Source organism: Priestia flexa NBRC 15715, assembly GCF_001591565.1.
GTDB lineage: Bacteria > Bacillota > Bacilli > Bacillales > Bacillaceae_H > Priestia > Priestia flexa.
This window is the reverse complement of record NZ_BCVD01000158.1, coordinates 1-7,002: the sequence shown is the minus strand read 5'-3', so window position 1 is coordinate 7,002 and position 7,002 is coordinate 1. Positions and strand designations below refer to the sequence as shown.

Genomic DNA, 7,002 nt, shown 5'->3' with positions numbered 1-7,002 from the left:
GGTTGATTGTTAAAAATAGAAAATTAATGGTTAAAAGTTAGAGAAACCTACCGATATAAAGAAATGTGGATAAATGATGGGTATTTTTTCATGATTCTTTTCACTTATTTTATATTTAAAAAAGGAGGTTATGCGTATGGCATTTTGTAAAGAATGCGGAACAAACCAACAAGAAGGAGCACAGTTTTGTCAAAACTGTGGAGAACCGTTTGAGCAACAGTTAGCTCAGCCCACAGAGCAAACGGTAACCACAAATTCACGACATACACAAAAGTCACCAATGACGAAAAAGAAAAAGGCGTTAATGATCTCAGTTAGTGCTGCTATCGTAGTATTATTCGGTGGGTATCAGTACGGAAAAGCAGCCACTGATAAAGATAAAATAATTGATCGCTTTGAAACGGCTCTTATTGAACAAGATGAAAAAGAGGTTGCTAGTTTTCTAACATCTACAGATCCAAGTTTGAAGATTGGAGAAAAGGATGTCAAAGGCTTTGTAAGCTACTTTAAGAAAAACCCTGATGAACGAAAAGACGTTATTAAGTTTTTAAAGAGACAGTCAGCATTAATAGATGGCTCAGCTGTGAGCGTATTAAGTAATGAGCTAGAAGATAGTCCTATTAGGCTAAATAAAGGTGGTAAAACAGCTCTTATCTTTGATAAGTATTCAGTTCAAGTGGACCCTGTATATGTCGACATTAGCACTAATTACAAAAATACGGAATTATACATAAATGGTAAAAAGATTGATACGGCAACATCGGATGATTTTAAAGACACATATGGTCCTTATTTGCCTGGTACTTATAAAATTGAAGGTAAACTAAAAGCTGATTTTGTGGACTTAGTAGCTAAAGAAAACGTAGAGCTTACTAATACAGTGGATACAGAAAACGTTAACCTTTCATTAGACGGCTCGGATGTTACGGTGTATACCGGAATTGAAGATGCAGAGATTTCGTCTAACGTATTGATTGATGGAAAAGACGTTGGCGTAGATTTAGCAAAAAAAGATACGTTTGGTCCAGTGCTAACAGAAGGTTCTATGAAGCTACAAGTAAAAGCTAAGCTTCCTTGGGGAGAAGCTACGACTGCTAATCACGCAATTGATGGGTCAGAAGTGTACGTGAACTTTGGCACCGATAAAAAAACACAAGATGCGCTGATTGATACGATTGTGAGTTCAACAAAAGGGTGGTTAAGTGCATACACGGCTCAAGACCCAAGTAAAGCTGTAAATGTAACCGCAAATCACTTAGCAGATTTAAAAGAAAACATTAGCTATGATCAAGATATTAGTCGTCTGTATAAAAACAAGTATATTGGCACGACGTTTAATTTAGATGATATGGATATTCGATATGAAGATGGAGACTGGACGGCTACCGTATATGGGCTTCAAGAATACGAAGAGGCTTATTACTACCAAGGTAACATTCCAGAAATGAGCAAGCAAAATACCTTTATGGAATACACGCTAATTTATGATGAAAAACAAGAAAAGTGGTTAGTTCATAACGCTTCTAGCACATACGGTGAGTTATCGAAAAAAGTGAAAGAAGTCATGGAAGATAAGCCAAAAACGTATCAAACAAGCGCTAGCTCATCATCAAAGAAAGATAGTGAAACAAGCGAAGAAGTAGAGACAGCAGAGACTGTGAATGAAAGTTCGGAAGACGAAAGTGAAGAAGGGCAAGCAAACTATTCATCTGACGAAATTGGTTCGTTTATGGCCAACTATATGGACGCAACAATTTCTTCTATTAATAACGAAGATTTCTCTATCGCATCACCTTATATTGACCCCAATGGTCCAAAGTATAAAGAACAAAAAGATTACACAACGTATCTAAATGAAAAAGGAATTACGGAAGAGCTACATACGTTTGATGTGAAAAACGTAAAAGATCTAGGAGACGGTCTATACGAAGTCTCTACATATGAAGAGTATACAATTTCATATGCTGATGGAACTAGTAAACAAGCAAACTTCAATACGGTTCATCAAGTAAAAGATAGTGACGGAGAACTAGGTGTTTACAAGCTTGTTAAAACGACTGAAACAAATTAAAAGTAGCATAACATCTAGAGGGAGGATTTTATAAATGCAATGTTTAAACTGTGGTCATCATAACGATGGCGGAAAATTTTGCGTAAAGTGTGGAAAAAAATTAGAAGCAGTGGCTGATCAGCAAGCAGCAGCAGGAGTAGAGGCTGTGCCAACTCAGCAGCCAGCTCAACAACAACCAATACCGAACTATTCACAACAACAAGTGCCACAACAACCGAATCAACATGTAGAAAACGCAAAGAAAATTTCAAAGCTGTACATCGGTTACTTTATGCAAGGCTTAAAAAACCCAACTGCAACGGCTCAAGGAGTACGTGGAGAACAGTTTATTAATGGTCTTATTACAATGATTCTTTTTGCTATTAGTATTCCTTTAACAGTATTTTTTGGATGGAATGCAATTATTGAAAAAACTGCGTTAATTGCGAATGAAAAGTTCTCAGGTGGATTTGAAAGTCATGTTATTAAATTAAAAGTAAACGATGTTATTCGACCTGAATTTGTCGATTTATTTTTCACCAATGCTTTATTCTGTATCTTATGGGTTGGAATTATAGGGGGAGCAGTATTCGTAGCAATAAAATTAGGTAAAGTAAACGTGACATTCCAGGATGTATTTGCTCGCTTTGGTACGTTCTTAATCATCCCCGCTTCATTGTTAATTATTAGTGTTGTACTAGCAATCTTAAAAATTGATCTGTTTCTTTATGTATTTGCTTTAGGGGTTTTAGGTATTTTCTTTGCTATTTCTTTAGCTATTGCTAGCTTTACTAAAGGTCAAACATCGGGGATGGATGGTATATATGGTACGGTCATTGCTTTTGTTGTGACATTAGTGCTTTTCATTCTATTGTCTCAAAGTATCAGTGACATCATTATGCCTGAAGTAACTGACGTGTTAAATAGGTCATTTTGGTAAATCATGATGAAAGAAGGAGCGTCGTATTGAAACGATGCTCCTTCTTCTAACTAAAAGGAGAGTTAGATATGAGTTATTGCAAAAACTGTGGTCATAAAATCAGCGAAGAACAACAATTCTGCCCGGAGTGTGGTAAACAAGTCGAGGCTGAATCTATCCCGCCCATGGTGGGAAACGAAGCTCCCCAACCAGCATTAAAAGGGATGAGCCGAAAAACGAAGATGCTAACCATCTCAGCAGCTGCTATAGCCGCATTAACATTTGGAGCTTACTATATGGTTAATAAAACAATGACATCTCCAAGTGCCGTAGTCGATAACTTTATAGAAGCTGTGCAGAAGCAAGATGTAAAAACCGTGAAAAAAATTGTCAATGAAGGTCAGATTGAGCTAAAAGCAAATGAAAAACAAGTTCAGCAGTTTCTTACCTATGTAAAAGACAATCCTCAAGTACTTGCATCCATGTCAGATGAGTTAAAAGAAGAAGTAAGCCTTTATGAAACGCAAGGAAACACGGTTCAAACAGACGAAGTAAACTCATCATATGCTCAGCTAAAACTAGACGGCAAGAAATGGATCTTATTTGATCATTACACGATTCGTGTTCAGCCTGCGTATGTGGAAGTCACGTCTAACTTGGAAAAAGCAGATGTTTACATTGATAATCAAAAAGTAGGTACCATTAAAGATGCAGATGAATCTCAAACAGTAGGTCCATTTTTACCTGGAGAACATGAAATGAAATTGTCTACAAAAGGTGATTATGGAACCGTTGAAATGAAACAAACGATTGAGTCAACGGATAGCGATGAAGAAATAAGTGCTGACTTTGATTGGGGAGATCATTACGTTTCGTTATACTCTGATTACTTTGATGGAACTGTATTCGTAAACGGTAAGAGTACAGGTAAAACGGTTGAAGAGCTTGAATACATTGGTCCGGTTAATTTAGATGGATCAGTGGAAGTACATGCAGAACGAAAATTTGGTTCGAAAACGAAGAAAACACCAGCTATTACTCTTGAAGGTGACATTGTGGAAGCAGAACTTTATTTTAGCATGAGTGATGATTTCGACGACGTAAGTACGGAAGTTGATGCCTCTGACTCTATCGACGAAGAGACAGATATTGAAGATGCCGTTCGTTCTCACTACAATTATATTACATCGGATAGCTTTGCATCAGCACATGACCTGTTCTCATCAAGCCGAAAGTCAAAAGTAGATTTAAGCGACTGGAAAAAAGGGCTACAAGCAAATATCTCGGATAATGTAACGAACATTGAAGTTCTTGATGTAGATGGAAATGAAGCGAGAGCTTACGTTGAAATGACATCTTATGATGATAATAATGACGGAACACACCTTGTACAAGAGTGGGAAGGGTATTGGAGCCTTGTGAAGGAAGACGGAGAATGGAAGTTAGATAGCGCTGATCTTGAAAAGGTAGATTCGAGGGTAGAGTAATAATGAAAAAAAAGTACACAGCATTTTTTTTACTTATACTTATTATCGCTGCAGGTGTATTTCTAGCCTTCAGCTTTTCCAATGAGAAAGCTAAACCAGTAGTACAAAATGAAATAGATCATAAAATAAAGAAAGCAAGTTCAGAAGCTATTTCTAAAGAAACATTTAATGAACAAAGTGAAATTGAACAACTTGTAGCTGATATGACCATAGACGAAAAGATTGGTCAGATGATGGTCGTTGGGTTCCAAAGTAGTGAATTGGATGAGCATGCGAAAAAAATGATTGAAGATTACCATGTTGGAGGGATTATTTTATTTGACCGCAACATGGACAATCCAAAGCAGGTTGCTACGCTCAACCAAAATCTACAGAAACTTGCTCTAGAGCAAGAGCATCAAATTCCGCTAATTATTAGTGTGGACCAAGAAGGTGGTCAAATTGTGCGCATGAAGGAAAAGGTATCTCCTATTCCTTCGCAGCAAGAGCTTGGCAAGCAAAGTGACGAAAATAAAGTATATGAATCTGCTTATCATAACGCACAAGAACTCAACGCAATGGGGTTCAACGTGAATTTCGCCCCAGTCTTAGATTTGTCTGAAACCGATACAAGATCTTTTGGTACAGATCCACAAAAAGCAGCGGTATTTAGCAAACAAGTGATAAAAGGATTTCATGATGGAAATATAACGGGAGCACTTAAGCATTTTCCAGGCCATGGACGAACGACAGTTGACCCGCATGTGGAAACTTCAGCTGTAAAAGTCAGTTCTGAAGAGCTTGAAAACCAAGACATCTATCCATTTGCAAATATGATTGATACCGTGGATTATAATCAATTCTTTGTGATGGTTACCCATGTAAAGTACCCAGCTTATGATAAAGAAAATCCAGCGAGCGTTTCACCCATTATTATTAATGATTTGCTAAGGGAGAAGCTTGGCTATCAAGGACTTGTTGTGACCGATGATTTAGAAATGGGCGCTGTAAACAAATACTTTACGTATGGAGATTTAGGTGCAAAAGCCGTCGGATCAGGCGTAGATTTACTGCTTGTGTGTCATACGTTTGAAAATCAAGAAAAAGTGTTTCGAGGAATCAAAAATGCAGTTGAGGCTGGTCAAATTTCCGAGGAGCGATTAGATGAAGCAGTTAAGCGAATTTTGAGTTATAAACAACAGGCAATGAATCGAGAAATCGCAAACCCACAAAAAGCAGAGCAGCTTGTTGGGAAGTAACCAAAGAAGAAGTCAGGCCAAATTCGGCCTGACTTCATTTTTTTCTCACAACTTTATGCTATATATGTAAGTACAAAAGAGAGAAAGGGAGAAGGGGTAGGGAAGAAAAAGTGAAGGCTAGTGAAGATTCGAAGAAGTCGATGTATAAAACAATTTGGCGGTGGCATTTTTATGCGGGGATTTTGATTGCGCCGTTTCTTGTTGTGTTAGCGATTACGGGCAGCATTTATTTGTTTAAACCGCAAATTGAACAGTCTTTATACGATGAATATTATACGGTAGAAGCACAGGGTGAGAAGGTGACAGCAGCGCAACAAACGATTCGAGAAGGAAACGTATGGCGAGGTGAAGTCGCGAATCGAAATAAAAATGGTCAAATTTACTGGGGATATAAAACCGTGGTTTCATTGAAAAACATTGAAGGTGACATTGTGGAGTATATTGCTGTGCATACGGATATTACTGAGCGTAAGCGTATGGAAAAACAGCTTGAGTTTGAAGCGTTCCACGATGGACTAACGAGGCTTCCGAACCGTGAAATGCTTTACCAAAACTTAAACAACTTGATAGAAAAAGGAACATCAGGGCTTGTGTTGCTTTTTTTTTAGGCTAATGCTGTCGAATGAGATGAACATGTCAAGTTTTATATCTTTATAGGAACTTTTGTAGAAAGCATTTCCCTTTTCTGTTAAAACCTTCATAATGAATTTAAACAACTAAATAAACGGAAAAAACGGTGAAGGGAGAAAGGAAGATGAAGGAAAAGAATGAGTTAACGTTAGAGGATTTTATTACAGAGGATCAATTTGATTTAGAGATATATTTAGACTATCTTTTAAAGCAGTCGCGCTATCAGCCACCGGTTGAATCAGTAGGTTGAAAGGGACAGGTTATTAAAAAAGCAGATGAGTAGTAAAGAAAATGGTGAAAAATAGTTATCTACGTTATTATTAGTCTGAATATTTAAAATAAAAGTAGTTTGGTAAAGGAGGCGTTCATTATGACAACTACGTATATCGTTATCTCAGCAGTGAAACAGGAGGGAACGTCTGCCTAAATGTGTGCGTTCCCTTATTATGAAAGGGGAACAAATGGATGAAGTCGGCTATCACCCAAACAATGAAAGAGCACAAGAGCTCTACGCATCGCTTGGGTTTACGGATGAAGGAAACCGCTTTGGAAGAGAGATGGCGGTTGTAAAATATATGGAAAGTTAGAAATTAAAAGAGGAGTTGGGTACCCGCCCAGCTTCTTTGCTATTGTTACACATAAATTGAATCAGAAGATTAAACATAAGAAAAAGAGTTT

General features: G+C 37.5%; 6 protein-coding genes and 1 pseudogene. All 7 read left to right on the top strand.

The genetic code is table 11. From position 1 onward, the window contains the following. The first annotated feature begins 136 nt into the window (after window positions 1-136). Window positions 137-2,071, top strand: a complete 1,935-nt coding sequence (locus tag BFL01S_RS18150) for a zinc ribbon domain-containing protein YvbJ (RefSeq protein ID WP_061786555.1) — start codon at window positions 137-139, stop codon at window positions 2,069-2,071. Window positions 2,072-2,105: 34 nt separating this feature from the next. After that, entirely contained in the window at window positions 2,106-2,990 is an 885-nt protein-coding gene (locus BFL01S_RS18145) for a DUF6574 domain-containing protein (protein WP_061786554.1), read from the top strand. 68 nt (window positions 2,991-3,058) lie between these two features. Further along, the gene (locus BFL01S_RS18140) at window positions 3,059-4,456 is read left to right on the top strand and encodes a zinc ribbon domain-containing protein (RefSeq protein ID WP_061786553.1); all 1,398 of its coding nucleotides are present in this window, start codon (window positions 3,059-3,061) and stop codon (window positions 4,454-4,456) included. Window positions 4,457-4,458: 2 nt separating this feature from the next. Then, window positions 4,459-5,694, top strand: coding sequence for a beta-N-acetylhexosaminidase (gene nagZ, locus BFL01S_RS18135; protein WP_156474953.1), 1,236 nt, complete (start codon window positions 4,459-4,461; stop codon window positions 5,692-5,694). Window positions 5,695-5,834: 140 nt separating this feature from the next. Continuing rightward, window positions 5,835-6,302, top strand: coding sequence for a sensor domain-containing diguanylate cyclase (locus tag BFL01S_RS18130; protein WP_082802783.1), 468 nt, complete (start codon window positions 5,835-5,837; stop codon window positions 6,300-6,302). Window positions 6,303-6,448: 146 nt separating this feature from the next. Then, complete coding sequence (locus BFL01S_RS21320; RefSeq protein WP_257788889.1) at window positions 6,449-6,574, top strand: hypothetical protein; 126 nt, start codon at window positions 6,449-6,451, stop codon at window positions 6,572-6,574. A gap of 220 nt (window positions 6,575-6,794) precedes the next feature. Continuing rightward, window positions 6,795-6,911, top strand: a pseudogene (locus tag BFL01S_RS20595) (GNAT family N-acetyltransferase); the annotation flags it as partial. Between the last annotated feature and the right edge of the window lie 91 nt (window positions 6,912-7,002).